The following is a 16,622-nucleotide window of genomic DNA, read 5'->3' as shown; positions in this document are numbered from 1 at the left end:
TCTTTTTCTTTTTGTGATACACTGTGTCCTTTATGACAGGAATATTATTTCTCTAAAATGTTTATTGGCTTTTGCAAATTCAGTATGTTATGCATTTTTTGAGAAGATGCAGACAGATTTGTTTTCAGGGTGGCTTTGATGTCACGTGAGGAAGCACCGATTAAAAACTTATATGATCCTTCATCTACTACCCATGCCGATTCCTTTTCGCTATATGATGCCAGATCTGTGGCATTTAATTTCAACGAAACAACAACTGTTTCTCCCGGCTTCAACTCTTTGGTTTTGGCAAACGCTTTCAGTTCTTTTTCCGGTTTTGGCAACTTTGCATTAACTGGGGCGGAAACATAGAGTTCTACAATTTCTTTGCCTGCAACCTGACCTGTGTTTTTTACGTTTACTGTAACTGTATAAACATTGTTTTCAGTTTTGAGGGTTGGATTTGTATACTGGAATGTTGTGTAAGACAATCCGTAACCAAACGGATAAGAAACCCCTTTGTTGAAGCTGTCAAAGTAGCGGTAGCCAACATAGATATTTTCTTCGTAATCCGAATAGTCCCACAGCTTTTCTTCAGATTTCTTTTTACCGTGGTTAGTGAAATCCATACTGCTCATTTTACCCTCTGTTGGAAAATTGGCAGAAGAAGCCACATCTTCGAACTTTATAGGGAAAGTCATTGGTAGTTTGCCCGAAGGAGATGTTTTGCCACTCAATACATCGGCAACACTGTTTCCACCTTCCTGACCAGCCTGCCATGCCAGCAGGATTGCATCGGGTGTTTCTTTCCAGGAAGCTGTTTCGATTACACCTCCAATGTTTAGCACTATCACAACTTTTTTACCTGCTGCATGGAATGCCTGGCAGATGTCTTTTAACATCTGTTGCTCTTCCTTGCTCAGATTAAAATCGTTTAGTTTACGATCGAGAAACTCGCCTGAGGTACGTCCCAACGTGATAAGGGCAACATCCGATTTTGCAGCCTGTTCTTTCAGTGTTTGCTGAGAAAACGTCATTTCCGTAGGACGTGGCAGAGGCATAAAGGTAGCATACTTGTTGGACTTGTCGGGAGTGTTACGCTTGTTCTCGTAAGCAATGTGTTTCTCATACGCAACTTTCAACGTATTGTCAATGATGTACCCAGCGCTTTTTAATCCCTCTAATAAAGAAACTGTATATGCCCGGTTTACATTACCCGAGCCAGTACCACCAGCAATAAAGTCATAAGACGTGCATCCAAACAATGCCACATTTTTTACATCAGCCGAGAACGGTAATGCTTTATTATCGTTTTTCAATAAGACCATACCTTCTGTAGCCGACTGGCGCGTAACGGCTGCATGCGCTTTCAGGTCGGGCTTGTTGGAATATTGATAACCTTTGAAACGCGGAGTTTTGATAATCATCTCCAGAATGCGCCTTACATTACGGTTTAATACAGATTCACTGAGTTTACCTTGTTTTACTCCGTTGATAATCATTTCCAGTTGTTTTGGGGTACCCGGTTCCAGTAAATCGTTACCAGCCAGCATTTGCGCAATAGGATTCTTGCCGCCAAACCAGTCTGTCATAACCATTCCTTTATAGCCCCATTCATTACGAAGGAGGGTGGTTAGTAATTCAAGATTTTCGGAGGTATAGATGCCGTTCAGATAGTTGTAGGAAGACATTACGGTCCATGGTTCAGCTTCTTTCACGGCAATCTCGAAACCTTTCAGATAAATTTCACGCAAGGCACGGGGAGAGATACGGGCATCGGTTGCCATACGGTTGCTTTCCTGATTATTTCCTGCAAAATGTTTGATGGAGGTTCCTACGCCATTGCTTTGTACTCCCTTTACATACGAGGCTGCAATTTTTCCGGCTACTACCGGATCTTCAGAATAGTACTCGAAATTTCGTCCGCACAACGGATTGCGGTGTATGTTCAGAGCAGGTGCCAGGAGTACGTCTGCGCCATACTCCAGGACTTCATTTCCGATAGCCGAACCAACTTGCTGTACTAATTCCTGATTCCATGTAGAAGCCAGCAACGTTCCGATAGGGAAGTGGGTACAATAGTACGTTGCACTGTCTCCCTCGCGTTTAGGGTTTATGCGAAGTCCGGCAGGTCCATCTGCCAGTACTACTGCGGGAATGCCCAACCGATGAATTGGATAAGTAGTTCCCGCTGCACCGGGAACTAAACTTTTTGTTTCACCGACAACTGCGCTGTCACCGGAAAATCCTTCCATACCGGTACCTACTACCAGGTGCGCTTTTTCTTCGAGCGTCATGGCAGCAATCACATCGTCAATGGAAGATTTTCCTAACCTGGGAGTGCCGGGGCTGCAGGCTACTAATGTGCCGGAAATAAGAATCGTGCTAATTATGTGTTTCTTCATAATAAATTCCTTAGATATTATTTGAATAATAGAGGAGTAAATTCTGTAAGATATATGCGCCAGTTTTTCCAAATATGTCCTTCACCTGTTTCGTAGTAAGTATATTTGTATCCTTTTTCATCCAAAAGTTTGCGATAATCTTCATTAGCCTTATAAAGGAAGTCGGCTTTGCCGATAGCGATCCAGTAAAGGGCCGGTTTTTTGGAGAACTGAACTTTTAATTTACCTTCAAGATTTTCATAAACAGGAGACTTTGCGTCTTTGTTTGGTAAAATGGCTGCAGAGAACAAACCAACATAATTGAACAGATCGGGGAACTGTTTAGAGATATGCATGGAATGAAAACCTCCCATTGAAAGACCTGCAATGGCACGACCGGATTTACTTTTAATGGTGCGATAATTATTATCGACGAATTTTACTACATCTGGAAATGCCATTTCGAATGAACCTTCCATAGTTTTTGGTAATTGTGTATTTGGAGGAACCAGACCGGCAGAAGACTCTCCTGGAGCGGCTTCCTGAGAGGCATTACCGTTCGTCATGACTACAATCATAGGTTTAGCTTTACCTTTTGCAATGAGATTATCAAGAATCTGTGCGGTGCGTCCAAGAGCTATCCAGGCCTCTTCGTCACCACCCATACCATGTAACAGATAAAAAACAGGATAGCGCTTTCCACTGGCTTCGTATCCGGCAGGAGTGTAAACTGTCATTCGACGCTCCATGCCCAGTGTGGGACTGTTGTACCAGATACGGGATACGGTTCCGTGAGGTACTTTGTTTACTTTATATAAATCAGCGCGTTCTCCACCAATGATAAATATATTGGTAATTGAAGCAACATCACGGTTAAGATATACATTATTCGGATCGATAGTTTTCAGCCCGTCTACAATAAATGAGTAGCTGTAAAGTTCCGGTTTTAATTGATTGGAAGTGGTATATTCCCATAATCCATCCTTTCCTTCTGTTAAATCGGCAAATCCCGGGGCATCAAATTCTCCGTAAGGAGTCTTAATTTTTTGTGTAGGAAGAAAATCTCCCGTAACTTGTACTTTTACAGCCTTAGGAGCCTTCAGCCGGAAAGTAACCGTGTTGTTTTCGTGAATTTCAGGAGAGATAACTTGTGGTACTCCCCAAAGGGCTTGTTGCGCAAAACTCATTACGCACATCAGCAACCCTGCAGCTAAAATTGTTAATCTTTTCATGATACTTTTATAATTAAATTAATAAATTTCTTTTTTTTCCTAATTTCCTTTGATTGATAAATTTGCGTATTTATAATTAAAGGTCCCTGTTCCCAGAACGTCTTTATTGGTTGAGGTTGTTAATTCACTACCTGAAAAGCTATACAGCATATCACCTTCTATACCTTGTACAGCAGAAATTGTAATTTTTCCAGCTGTAATGTATTGTTTGACTTTGTTTGCATCTGTATAGTAAGATCCACCAGCCATATTATATTGTGACAGTACCCAGCCACTGTCCATCAACCAGCTTGTTGTTGGACTTCCTTGAATAGTATATGTCCCTGTTACTTCGCTGATATTGGCATTGGCTTTATTTATTGCATTTAATGAAGCAACTTCCTGACCATTTGGATCACTGACTGTAAACGTGTATTTTGTCAATTCAGGATAATTAGTTGTTTTACCGGTTGTCCAATCTGTAACTGATACGGCTGAAGTTGACATAATTACAGTATAACCACTGGCTTCGGGATCATCTACTCCTACTGTAAAAGTAGTAGTTCCCCTATAATTAAATCTGAAGCGTTGACCTGTGGAAGTTGTCAGCAAACCATTTATTAAGTACTGTCCATTTATGATTGCCACGTCTATATCACCTGCAGTTATATTCACATTACCATTCAGTGTTGCCGAATATTGTTTGCCGGCGGAAACTGTATTAGCGTATACATAAGTCCCTGCAGGTAGTATCCATTCGTCACTTCCTAAACGGAGTGCCAGCGAATTTCCAGATGCATCGGTGAGTGTCATATTGATAGCCTTAACCCCCTTTTTAAGTTTATCTGTTGTCTGATTTTCAACCTTGTTGAAAGTATAGCCATCCATTGCATATTTACCCGAAAGCGAATCCAGCGCATTTTCATTACAGGCTGTCAGAAGACATAACACATACAATATAAATAATGAATTTATTGTTTTCATAACTATTCTGTTTTTAAATAAAGATTACCAGTTATTATTCTGATGCATATTTGGATTTACTCGTAATTCCTTTGCAGGGATTGGTAATAATTTATGTTTTTCTTTGAAACCAAAGATAGTATTTTTATTTAAGTATTCAATGCCCTTAGCTGAATAGCTTGGAACTTGTTTACCTTGTTCACCCATAACAGATGAAGCGTCTCCCCAGCGGATTAAATCCTGATAGCGTACACTTTCCAGACAAAGTTCCAGACGTTTTTCTTTCTTTACGTCATCCAACGAAACGGAAGTTAATGCTGGTAATTGAGCACGGGTACGTACTTCATTGATATATTTTAAAGCTTTAGCCTGACTAACGCCACCTTTAATATGAGCTTCTGCTGCCATTAGCAATACTTCGGCATAACGCATGATACGCAGATTGATATACTGTAAAGACTGAAATCCTGGAAAATCTTGTACACAATCTTCTTTTAACGGACGATTTTTCCACATGAAATATCCTTCACAACCATATAAGTAAGCGCCACTTTGCAAGGTGATTCCTGCATTCTCCATTTGTTCATATGTGTGTATGGTGCAATTTAGACGATAACCATTTTTACCTTCCATGGCTACAAATGCATCGTAAAGATCTTTACGTGGGTTAGCAAATCCGTAGGTTCCTGTTGCAATATATGCCTTAGCACCGGTACTGTAATTCAATTTGTCGGTACGCCAGCCTTGCATAATATGCAACATGGTGAATATAGACCATATTTTTTCTGGATCGTTACGCATCTGACATTCAAACATAGATTCACAACTATTATTTGCTACAGCATGGAGCAGTTTGTCATAACCTCCTTGATATAGACTATATTTGGCAGATTCAATTACTTTGTCTAAGGTTGCAGCAGATTCTGAATATTTACCCTGAAATAGTTGTGCTTTTCCGAGATAGGCTTCTGCCACCTCTTTAGTAATACGTATGCTGGTTGTCTGGTCGTTTACATCACTCTTGGAAGGCAATGCCCCGGAACCTATCGCTTCATTTAAATCACTTTCTATTAGTTTCCAAGTAACTTCAGGAGTTCCGTTACTTTGACGATATTCATTTGATTGTAACAGATGATCAATAGTAGGGGCTGTTCCAAACATGGTGACCAACTCAAAATGTGCCCAGGCACGGAAGAATTTAGCTTCGGCAATAGCCCGCTGCTTTACTTCAGAGTTTGCTTCGATCTTATCTATAATAAGGTTGGCATTATAAATGATATTATAAAGACCGGAATACAAACTTTCAATCATTGAATGGTCTGTTCCAAAATTGTATTCATTCAGCTTCTCCATGGAAGCATTGTCACCACGCGAACCACCACCACACCAAACATCATCGGAAAGCATGTTTTTGGTAAAGAACCAGTTAAAATACTGACTTCGTACACTACTGTAAAGATTTGCAGAAGCTTGTTGTGCATCGTCATCCGTTTTATAGAAACTTTCTTCTGCACCTAAGTTGCCATGCTTTAGTATGTCTAAACGGTCCTCGCAACCGGTACCTACAACAGAAAGAAGGCTTATTAGCAATAGATATAAATATTTCGTTTTCATATTATTATTCGTTAAAGGTTAATTAAAATTCAATGTTTAAACCGAATACAACTTTCTTTGAACAGGGATATGAACCTTTATCAATACCCATACCTGAAGTTGTGCTTGCTGCAGCCTCCGGATCAAATCCCGGATAACTGGTAAAGGTGATAAAGTCGTCTAAAGAGCCATAAATACGGAGGTTATTTACAAAGATTTTCTTTAACCATTTTTGAGGGAAAGAATAGCCAAACTGAATTTGCTTGATTTTGTAGTATGATCCATCATATACCAATGCATCGGAAAGTTGATATTTATCCATTAACATAGCACCAGCACGAGGTACTGTTCCTGCTTTATTATCAACAGTCCAGCGATTGTCATAGAATACTTCCTTTAATTTATTGGAAGCCTTGAAATCCGGACGATTGATGCAATTGAAAATGTCATTTCCATGTGATCCTGTTCCAAAAATGGTGAGATCAAAGCCTTTCCAGGATGCTGCAAGTGTAATACCATAAGTAAAATCAGGTATAGCATCGCCAATATATGAGATATCACCTTCTGAGAGTCCGCCGCTTTTGTCTAAATCGGCAAAGGTTGGCTCGCCAGTCTCCGAATTAACCCCTGTGAATTTGTAACCTCTGAAATAGTATACAGGATATCCCTTTTCAAAGTAAGTTACGTAACTTGTGTGAAATTTGGTACCCTCAATACGATTAATGGAAGGATCAATATAAGTTACTTTATTCTTTAAAGTAGCTAAATTTGCACGAACGCTGTAATTGAAATCGCGGATATGATCTCTCCAGCTCAATTCAAATTCCAAACCTTTATTACTTACATTGCCTGCATTCATAGGTGAGGTATTACCACCGATAGCTAATGATGGGGTAGTGTTCCATACCAATAAGTCTTTCGTCTTTTTGTCAAAATAATCCAGACCAAATGTCAGTCGGCTTCGTAAAAAACGAGCATCAAATCCAATGTTGATCTGCTCAGATGTTTCCCACTTAAGTTTTTCATTACCCATTGTGGAAGGACGTGCACCGGTAATGTAATAATTTTCCAGAGTGAAAGGATAAATACCACTTGATGTCATATCTGTACTGTAAGGATAACCGCTTAATGCTGAAAGACTACCATTTTGTCCCCAGCTTGCGCGTAGTTTTAAGCTGTTTATTTTTTCTTTCAGAGGCATAAAAAACTTTTCCTCGGAAACAGACCATCCTGCTGAGACTGCAGGGAAGTATCCCCAACGATTTGTTGATGGTAAAAATGAAAGGTCGGCAGCATCTGCCCGAAGTGATGCCTGCAACATATATTTCCCTGCATAATCATAGCCAACACGACCAAAATAAGACATTTTTGCAGAACGGGTTTTTTCACCACCCACACTTTTTGTAGCAGAAGATGCCCCATAGTTGAGATAATAAAATAACGGATCGTTCTTTTGCAATGCATCTTCTCCATTAGCCGACAGACTACCGCTGACATAATCATAAGTGGATTCCTGATAAGACATACCCACCATAGCAGAGACTGTATGTTTATCGAAACTCTTCATATAATTAGCAAAATTTTCCCATTGATAATAGATTGAAGTAGAAGACTGACCGCTTTGACTCAGATAATCCTTGCTCTGCACAGAGTTCCCGTAAAAAGGTAAAGAAGTTGTTGAGCTTCTTGCTCCGGATAAACGGTATCCTAAACGGGATGTTATTGTGAGGTCTTTGAATGGCTTGAAGTCTCCATAAATAGAACCGTTTACATTGAAACCACTATTTCTGTCAATGTTATTGTCGCGCATAATCATTGGATTATATTGCTCACATGCCAGGAATTTGGACACGGCATAGTAATTACCGTTTTCATCCTGTAACAAATGCTTGCCATCGTTCAAGGCTGTAAGCATGTTAGCCGGCAGATTCTCATAGGTATAAGTATCTGGAGTAAGTGGGTCGAGCTGCAAAATAGAGGTAAGCAGACTTCCGTACTCATTATTGGATGAAACTGTACGTACATTATATTTTTCAATCTGATTAGTTGTTCCAACTTTCAGCCATTTCTTAATCTGATATTCAGAATTAATAGTAGCAGTCATACGGTTATATGTATCAGCATTGCCTTTTACAATACCGTTATTATCGAGATAAGTCAATGATAGATAGTAGTTGCCTTTATCTCCGCCACCTGTGAAGGCTAAGTTGTGTTTTTGCATCTGACTATTTCCGAATGCGACATCAGACCAGGAGGTATTTGTGACACCATCCCAGTTTTTTAGTAAATAGTCTCTTGTAAAGGTAGAACCTTCAACCATATAATCGATGTATTGTTCAGAATTTAGCATCTTAGGAATACGTGCCAACGATTGAACTGAATATTGAAAATCGTATGCAATTTTGCCTTCGCCGGATTTACCTTTTTTAGTTGTGATAAGAACAACTCCATTGCCGGCTTCGGCACCATAGATTGCTGCTGATGCCGCATCTTTTAATACTTCCATTGAAGCGATATCGTTTGGATCAATACCCGAAATATCAGATAAACGGATACCATCGACCACATACAAAGGACTGGAAGCCGCGTTGGAGGAGTATCCACGTATGCGTATGGTTGGTGATGAACCCGGAGCTGCAGAAGTTTGAATAATCTGCACACCGGCTGTTTTACCTTGTAATGCTTGTTGAGCATTGCTGATGGTGCGGTTTTGTATATCCTCGGTTTTTACCTGTGAAATGGCACCGGTAACAGAGCTTTTCTTTTGTACGCCGTAACCGACCACTACAACTTCTTCCAGAACTTTCTGATTTTCTTTCATTGTAATGTTCATTGTTCCTGCAACAGCCTTTTTCTCTTGTGTAATGTATCCGATGTATGAGTATACAATTGTTGCACCTTCATGCACGAATAACGAATAATTGCCGTTAAAATCTGTTATGATACCATTATTAGTACCTTTTTCCATTATACTGACCCCAATCATTGTTTCATTAGAGTCGTCGGTAATTTTTCCCGATACCTTTACTGTTTTTTGAGCCATCAAGAAAGGTATGCCCATTAAAAGAAAAAGAATTAAGGCTGTCAGCCTTTTCATTTCATTGTGCTTCATAGTTTTGTTTTCATTAGTTATTATTATAGATTTGGTAGTTAATAAAAGAGCTTGTTTTTAAAATCCCCGGGTTGGAAATGCCATGATTATATCCAGTAAATCCTTGTCGTGGTTATATTTCATTTCACATGTATTATTGAAAAACATCGTGGCACCTTTTTCCTGAGTATAAGGTTCCCATTTCGGTAAGCCTTTTACATTGGGATTACCGGTTCTTGCAAAATTTATCCAGGCACTACTCATTTTGTCACTTAATAATTGCGCAGATTTGCCACCTCCGGTTATGCTGGCATGACGAACTATATTATTGAAAACAAAGGGAATTTCCATGCAGTGTGTACTGCGGAACATACCATCGAGTACCGGTGATTCCCAGGCGAACATATACATATAAACCGGTGCACCGTGTTGATCTGTTTTTAGCTTTGCTTGGGCTACTGCACTAGGTCTGAATATAAAATCAACATCAATCAAATCTTTTGGCTGATAGTTCGGATACGCTTTTTGGAATGCTTTAAGGAAGTCGTCCATACGATCTCCATATTTTTTCTTAAGGTTTTCAACAGCTTGTTCTTTAGTGATTGAGCGCATAGCAGGTACATATGTACTCATTGTAAATTCATTTTGTGTTGTTCCGATAATCATAGGTATATTACGGGATTGTGCCGGTGCTTGTGGATCAAAAGGTTGAGTAGGCAGCACATCTCCGTCTACTGTTGGTGCCCAGCCAAATATAAAGGAAGAAACTCCTTCTTTATCAGCCTCTGCACGTACTTTGACTATAGCCTTTTCGCCAGCTGAGAGTAGTCTGTCATAAGGTATTTTCTGAATTTCGTCGATCTGCGAAGGTTTCAGTCCCAGCTCTTCAACAACGGCAGTACCAATGCGACGTGAATACCGGGATTCCATTGTGCGTAGCATGGATCCGCTTTCTACAATTGCTTTATGAAATAATTTATCCGCAGCAGGAGTAGCTAGTAACGTAGAAACTTTACCACCACCGCCAGATTGTCCGAATATTGTAACATTAGATGCATCTCCTCCAAAGGAGGCTATGTTTTTGTTTACCCATTGAAGCGCTGCTATTAAATCCAGTAGTCCGACATTTCCGGATTTTGCAAATTTATCACCATAAGCGGACAGGTCTAAGAACCCCAGAACATTAAGACGATGGTTTAATGTAACTACTACTACATCACCTTTTTTAGAAAGATTTGTACCGTCATAGGATGGAAGTTCCTGTCCGGAACCAGCTGAGTAACCACCTCCATGTAGCCATACCATAACGGGGCGTTTCTTACCATCGTTCAATCCGGTTGTCCAGATATTTAATCGTAGACAATTTTCATCGGGGTAACCGTCGTCCCAATGAAACGCAAATGCCTGTTCATCACTGTACCACCCCATGCGTTTACCTTGAGGACAAGTAGGACCGTAAGAGCGTGAACTACGTATTCCTTCCCATTTGTCAGGCGCTGTTGGCGGCATAAAGCGCTCTGCTTTTGCGTAAGGAATACCTTTATAGATGTATACACCTTCTTCGATGTATCCTGAAACCTTTCCCGATTCAGTTTGAGTTACTGCTGTTTGGGATGAAGCTGTTATTTCTCCTGAATCTGTTTGTGATGGTTGCTTACTTGCTATCGCTACTCCACAACAATAGACAAGTAGTAAAGAAGTGAACGCAATGACTGATAGAAATTGTTTTTTCATATATGTATTAGTTATGGTTTTTACACTTGCAATATTATCTTATTCTTTAGAGAACGAGTTTTTGATGTGTTTGAAAGATTTGTCTCTGCGTTCAAAACCGCTTTTTTATTTGTTCAAATGTTTATCTCTGTGTTCAAAACCTGTTAGAAAATACTTTTTCTGCTGAATTCAGCTCTTATTTGTTTTTGTCCGTACTCTTCTTATATCTATATTTGTGTACTCATTAACCTTAGAACACACTATGCAAAAGTTACTTTCTTTTTTTATGTTATTACTTTTCCTTATATATGTTACCTCTTGTAGGCCAAAAGAGAACGCGAATGAGAATAAAACAGCTATTGCAAGCCCTGTTATTGCGAATGACATTTCCAATCAAAAGATATCTTCTTTCGCAGAAGATGCCCAGGGACATATCTGGATAGGAACTTTCAGGGGGCTGAATAAATATAATGTACATGAGTTTCATCAATATTTCTGTACGGATGACTCACTTGATTTACCTGACAACCAGATACAGGATATTTTTCGGGACTCGCAGAACCGGCTATGGATTTCTACAGTTAATGGAGCTTGTTTATATACGGATAAAGATAATTTTCAACGAATACCGATTACCATTCCAAACCAAAACGGAACGCAGTTTCTGGAAGATAAAAATGGAAAGATTTTCCTGAATATGGTTTTTCAGCTCTGTGTATATAATTCTGAAAAAAAACAATTTGACTGTGCTATCAAGGCTTTTGATCCACAAGGAACCTTTAGTGGAAGATGTTATATTGACAATAATAACAGGTTGTGGGCTGTTAATCCGCTAGCTTTGAGATGTTATAATTCTTCTACAATAAAACTGGAAGATTCTATCCCTACAAAACATTCTGTTTATTACTCATATATGCGGGACAATGGTGAGTTATGGCTGGTGGGAGAAAACTCTTTGTCGGTTTTTGATACACGCACACGAAAATATATAGATGTTCCGAAGGTTATAAGAAACCATCCGGTATTGTCTAAATCTACCATCAATTATATATATCCTTACGAGAACAACAGTTTACTAATAAACACGACAGAGAACGGTATGTTTCTCTACAATTACATTGAAGGCTTTGTAATTCATCAGGATGAGAATGGTTTTCCATTTGAAGTTCCGCATTTTAAAATAAGCAAAATGTTTACAGATTCGCAGAAAAACTTGTGGATTGGTTCGGTGGATCAAGGTTATGTTGTTCGCTATAATTATAAAAAACGATTCAATAACAATAATTATCTTTGCTCATGTGTGAAACAGAAGTCTGTAGTGGCTGTAGCGATTGATAAAGAAAAGCATTTATGGATTTCGACCTTAATGGACGGATTGTATATGTACGATCTGGACAGCAGGAAGGTAGAAAAGATTAATATGCAGAAAATTCTTCCGCAGGATAACCAGGAAAATCATGATGTCAGTTATCTCTTTGTAGATGAAAGTAATGCAATATGGATGGTTGTTTCTTCTAATAAAGTGATGCGATGCCGATATAAGAACGGCATGTTGCAGGTTGAAGCTACTTATCCCATTCTTTTCCCTATGTGTATTACTCAGGATCGTAACAATACTATTTGGGTAAGCACAGCCAGTCAATTTGTTTATGCCTTACGACAAAGAGAAACAAAATTCAAACCAATTCAACTCTATAATAAGGGGTTCATATTTATTCCGGGTATGCTTCCATTGAGTACAGGTGAGATCTTATTTGCTGCTTTCAACAATTCAATGCAGTTGGTTGACCCAAATACCTGGAAACCTAAAGAACTTAAAATATCGAAAGAAGATATAAAGAGTTGTATCCCTCGCTCTGTATTTATTCCGACTAAACTTTACGAAGATACGAATGGCGATATATGGATAGGCACTGTGAGCAATGGACTGATGCGTTATTCTCCCTCCACCAAAAGAATGTATCCGATATCAGGCATTTCATGTACAGATATTAGTAGTATTGAGGAAGATAGACAAGGAAATATTTGGGTAAGTACGCAATATGGCTTATATAAGTATGACAGAACAGTAGGTAAATTTACCAGTTATTATGCAGCGGACGGTATTGGCGGCAATCAGTTTTACGAGCGGACTTCGTGCCGGCTTCCTAATGGTGCTCTGGTATTTGGTGGTACACATGGGTTGACAGTTTTCGATCCCATAGATGTGACATTTAAACGGAATATACCTCTATTATTCGAAGATTTAAAGATTCACAATAAGTTGATACGTCCGCAAAATGAGTCTTGTATTGACAAGCATTTGTCTTACAAGCCGGATATTCATTTGGATCATGACCAGAATAGTTTTAGTATATCATTTGCTGCACTTGATTATTGCGAATATGAACGAGTACATTACTGTTACAAATTAGAAGGTTTTGATAAATATTGGATTGATGCAGGTAATAATCGTGAGGCATATTATGCTAATCTACCGGTAGGAACATTTACATTTAAAGTAAAGATTACAAATAATGATAAGACCATAGTAGAAGCCGAAAACTCTCTACAGATTATTGTATCACCGGCACCATGGGCAACATGGTGGGCGTATTGTATCTATTTTATTGTGATAGCAGGTGTTATTTATTTACTTTTCAGTGCTTATCTGCGCATTAAAACGGAAAAGGAAGCAGCTTTGCGTGCAGAACAGGAAAAAGCTCAGGAGCAACGCGTGAATAAAATGAATATGAGTTTTTTTTCCAATATTTCTCACGAATTTCGTACTCCGTTGACTATGATTTCAGGACCTGTTGCACAAATGTGCGATAGTCCCGAAATAAAAGGAGAAAATAAAAAGTTACTTTATATAGTGCAACGCAGCGTGGACAGAATGTTGAAACTTGTAAACCAGTTAATGGACTTTAATAAACTTGAAAACGATACATTACGATTGAAAGTAAAGCGAATGGATGTTATTTCTATTTTGCAACAATTGACAGATGTTTTTAAAGTAAATGCGCAAAACAAGAATATTACATTAAGCACATTTGGTTTGGAAGATTCGTTTATTCTTTGGTTAGACGAAGATAAAGTAGATAAGATTATGGGAAACTTATTGTCCAATGCACTCAAATTTACGCCTATAGGTGGAAAAATTGATATAGATTTCGATGTTATAACCAGAGATGATGCCTTAAAACAATTTTCGCTTACAGATAAAGATGTAGATATACAATATATTAAGGTAACGGTGACCGATACGGGTAAAGGTATTCCCGAAAATCAAATGGAGAAGATTTTTATTAAATATTATCAAGTGGAGGATCAATCGGAAGGAACCTATAACTGGGGAACAGGTATTGGTCTTTATTATGCACGTAGTCTTGCGGAACTACACCATGGCTATCTTAAGGCTAGTAATCGTAAAGTTGGCAATGGTGCCATATTTACCCTCATTCTTCCGATAAATGAGATCTCCTACACTGAAGAGGAACGATCTGTGGAACAAGGGACACAAGAAGACGTATTTCCTTTATCGGACAAAAAGCCATATAAACAGGTGGAGAATTTAAATTCGACAGGTAAACAACAGACTTTATTGGTAGTTGATGATGATACTGAAGTGGCATATTATTTAAAAGCGATGTTATCGTCTTACTATAATGTTATTTGTCGTTTTGATGCTAATAGTGCGTTAGAAGCCATAAATGAAGAAGTGCCGGATTTGATATTAAGTGATGTTGTTATGCCTGGTGTTGATGGATATCAGCTTTGTCGCCAAATAAAAGAAGATTTGTTGTTATGCCATATTCCAGTTATTCTGGTAACGGCTAAGACAACTGTTGAAAATCAGGTTGAAGGTCTGGATATTGGTGCTGATGCTTATGTAACCAAGCCTTTTGATCCGAACTATTTGCTGGCACTTATCAAATCACAACTTAAAAACAGGGAAAAAATACGTAATATACTGGGAAGTACTACTCAGACAAACAATATTTCAAAGAATGTTCTATCTCCTCAGGATAACGCATTTATGACCGATCTTTACCATTTAATGGAATCTGAACTCTCTAATACTGAATTAGATATAGTCCATATGACAGCACGGTTAAAGATATCTCGCACCAAATTGTACTATAAAATAAAGGGACTGACTGGTGAAAACCCTGGTGTTTTCTTTAAAAAATACAAATTAAACCGTGCTGCAGAACTGATTTCTGAAGGGAAATATACTATATCAGAGATTGCTGATATGACTGGTTTTACTACGTTGTCTCACTTTTCCGTAACGTTTAAGAAACATTTTGGAATAGTGCCCAGTGAGTACAAAGGGATAAATTAACTATAAATTATCTGTGCAGAAATAAATCTTGTATACAACGATTGAATTTTATTTTTTTTCTAATCACTGAGGCTGCATTCTAGATTTCTAAATCCTTGTGTACAAAATAGTAGAAAGTATAGTTAGTGATTTAATAACATTTCCGTTCAGAAAGAACCGAAAGAAATTTTGTAGAGGATGTTGCTTGATTTTAATAGAAAAATGATTAAAAAAGAAAAATGAGCGGCGTTAGAATGCGAAAAAACACGAATAAAAATATATATAAATAAAAGAAATCTTAAAATATCAATAACGAAAAACCTATTTCGGTTTTTTGTGTTTATAAGTTATGGAGCTGCTCCTTAACAAAATAAACATTAATTATGAAAATAGCAGTAATAGGCGGATCTGGTTTTGTTGGAACACGTCTTATTGAGACATTAAAAGATCATACTATTCATCAATTGATTAATATTGATAAACAACAAAGCCCATTTTTCCCGGAGATAACAACAATAGCAAATGTACTTGATCAGGAAGCTATAAATAATTTGCTGAAAGGTACTGATTTGGTTGTTTTACTTGCAGCCGAGCACAGAGATGATGTTTTTCCGAGAACATTATATTATGACGTAAATGTACAGGGTATGGCGAATGTACTTGCTGCTATGGACCTGAATGGTGTAAAGCATATCGTATTCACAAGTTCGGTTGCAGTATATGGATTAAATAAAGATAACCCTAACGAAGAATGTCCGATTGATCCATTCAATGATTATGGCAAATCAAAATGGATGGCGGAATTATTGTTGCAGGAGTGGTATGCCAAACATTCCGAATGTAATGTGAATATTCTAAGGCCTACAGTGATATTTGGTGAACGTAACAGGGGAAATGTTTTTTGCTTACTGAAACAGATATCCAGCGGTAGATTCCTGATGGTTGGAAATGGAAAAAACAAAAAATCTATGGCTTATGTGGGTAATGTTGTTAATTTTATTCGCTATCTGATCTGCAATAAGTCTTTAGGTTATGACGTTTATAATTATATAGATAAACCAGAAGTTACGATGAATGACTTGGTAGCTCATGTTAGTAGGGTAATGGGGAAACATATTCCATCTAAACATTTTCCATACTGGATGGGGCTATTAGGCGGATATTGTTTTGATTTTCTAGCTTCAATTACAGGAAAGAAACTAGCAATCAGCAGTATTCGTGTGAAGAAGTTTTGTGCAAATACACTATATGATTCGTCGAAAGCAATGACAACCGGATATGTGCCTCTCTATACATTGAGCGAAGGACTTGCTCGTACGCTAAATTATGAATTTCTTGAGAAACGTACGGTTGATGATGTTATTTTCCTAACGGAATAATTA

The 16,622-nt window shown here is 38.3% G+C and carries 8 protein-coding genes; 2 read left to right on the top strand and 6 right to left on the bottom strand.

The genetic code is table 11. The features are described 5' to 3' along the window. Positions 1–44: 44 nt before the first annotated feature. Genes BUC21_RS03605 through BUC21_RS03580 form a run of 6 tightly spaced genes read right to left on the bottom strand, consistent with a single transcriptional unit; the run spans position 45 to position 10,955 of the window. Entirely contained in the window at positions 45–2,384 is a 2,340-nt protein-coding gene (locus BUC21_RS03605; protein ID WP_073399292.1) for a beta-glucosidase, read from the bottom strand. Between the two features lie 17 nt (positions 2,385–2,401). Beyond that, on the bottom strand, positions 2,402–3,595 hold the full coding sequence (locus tag BUC21_RS03600) for an esterase (protein ID WP_073399290.1): 1,194 nt from the start codon (positions 3,593–3,595) through the stop codon (positions 2,402–2,404). Positions 3,596–3,634: 39 nt separating this feature from the next. Then, positions 3,635–4,558, bottom strand: coding sequence for a hypothetical protein (locus BUC21_RS03595; protein ID WP_073399288.1), 924 nt, complete (start codon positions 4,556–4,558; stop codon positions 3,635–3,637). Positions 4,559–4,582: 24 nt separating this feature from the next. Next, on the bottom strand, positions 4,583–6,151 hold the full coding sequence (locus BUC21_RS03590; RefSeq protein ID WP_073399286.1) for a RagB/SusD family nutrient uptake outer membrane protein: 1,569 nt from the start codon (positions 6,149–6,151) through the stop codon (positions 4,583–4,585). A 22-nt stretch (positions 6,152–6,173) separates the two neighbouring features. Beyond that, complete coding sequence (locus BUC21_RS03585) at positions 6,174–9,242, bottom strand: SusC/RagA family TonB-linked outer membrane protein (RefSeq protein ID WP_073399284.1); 3,069 nt, start codon at positions 9,240–9,242, stop codon at positions 6,174–6,176. A gap of 57 nt (positions 9,243–9,299) precedes the next feature. Further along, positions 9,300–10,955 (bottom strand): carboxylesterase/lipase family protein, encoded by a 1,656-nt coding sequence (locus BUC21_RS03580; protein WP_073399282.1) that lies wholly within the window; start codon positions 10,953–10,955, stop codon positions 9,300–9,302. Positions 10,956–11,196: 241 nt separating this feature from the next. Here BUC21_RS03580 and BUC21_RS03575 point away from each other — a divergent pair, with 241 nt between their 5' ends. Both BUC21_RS03575 and BUC21_RS03570 read left to right on the top strand, forming a co-directional pair. After that, complete coding sequence (locus BUC21_RS03575) at positions 11,197–15,261, top strand: hybrid sensor histidine kinase/response regulator transcription factor (protein WP_073399280.1); 4,065 nt, start codon at positions 11,197–11,199, stop codon at positions 15,259–15,261. 362 nt (positions 15,262–15,623) lie between these two features. Further along, entirely contained in the window at positions 15,624–16,619 is a 996-nt protein-coding gene (locus BUC21_RS03570) for an NAD-dependent epimerase/dehydratase family protein (protein WP_073399278.1), read from the top strand. Positions 16,620–16,622: the final 3 nt, after the last annotated feature.

This window comes from Bacteroides luti (assembly GCF_900128905.1).
Lineage (GTDB): Bacteria > Bacteroidota > Bacteroidia > Bacteroidales > Bacteroidaceae > Bacteroides > Bacteroides luti.
Note: the sequence above shows the minus strand (reverse complement) of the source record. Positions and strands in the feature narration are given on the sequence as shown.